Annotated in this window: 1 protein-coding gene; it reads right to left on the bottom strand. The window is 41.3% G+C overall.

The window, feature by feature from the left end:
- Positions 1-177 precede the first annotated feature (177 nt).
- Complete coding sequence (locus QTO00_RS20260) at positions 178-429, bottom strand: hypothetical protein (RefSeq protein ID WP_331426352.1); 252 nt, start codon at positions 427-429, stop codon at positions 178-180.
- Between the last annotated feature and the right edge of the window lie 432 nt (positions 430-861).

Here is an 861-nt window from a genome sequence, read left to right as displayed (position 1 = left end):
CTGCTATTCAAGGCTTTTTAGCACTGAACCAGATGGGTGCATCATGGGAGACGGTCGCAGGGAACTTCAGCCAGCTATGGGTACAAAGTGCAGCTTGGCTGCTCGTCGCTTACTGGTTTGTTAAAAAGCAGCTCGAAGCTAAGCCATTGTAAGGCAGTAAATAGGCCACATAGGTGACTATTGTGGCCTGTCCTCAGGATGATCTCGATACCAAGCTTCAAGAAGCTCTCTGCCGTAGATAATTTCTGTTTGCATATGCATATAGAACAGAAATAGTACCAGCAATAAGCAGGTCCAGTTTAGCCACCGCTGCGCTTTAATGCGGCGAGAACTGTAGAAGAACATGCTGACTCCAACCAGCAAAAAAGGATAAGCACAAATCAAAACAATTAGCCAACCAAGATAACTTGATATTACCATTTCAGTCATCTGCCCCATCATCTTTTCCTTCAACAATTTCATAGATATGGGGCGTATATTAGAGTATCTATTCAATCCCTTCGGCTTAGATAACTAGACTATTCGAGCCACTTCAACTTGTCATGTCAATTGAGTTCACACCGTTTCGTTATTGAACCAATTGCTTAACCAGTAGCTAGTGCTCTATTCTGAATTGAGAAAAGTCGAATCTACTGCATAAAAATTCATTCAATAGGATATTCCCTTTGTGGCTTTGATAATTTAGACTGCGACAAGTGATTGATGCATTTGATTTAAGGAAAGAACATGAGCTCAAGTAACATTCTAACTCCAGAGCTAATTGAGAGTGGCCGTGATATTCCATTAAAAGAGCTACTGTTTGCCAAACGAGTATTGGATAACTACTTTGCGGTAGCACAAGAAACAAGCCCTATTGAGCTA

This window comes from Vibrio sp. M260118 (genome assembly GCF_036533755.1).
Classification (GTDB): Bacteria; Pseudomonadota; Gammaproteobacteria; order Enterobacterales; family Vibrionaceae; genus Vibrio.
Note: the sequence above shows the minus strand (reverse complement) of the source record. Positions and strands in the feature narration are given on the sequence as shown.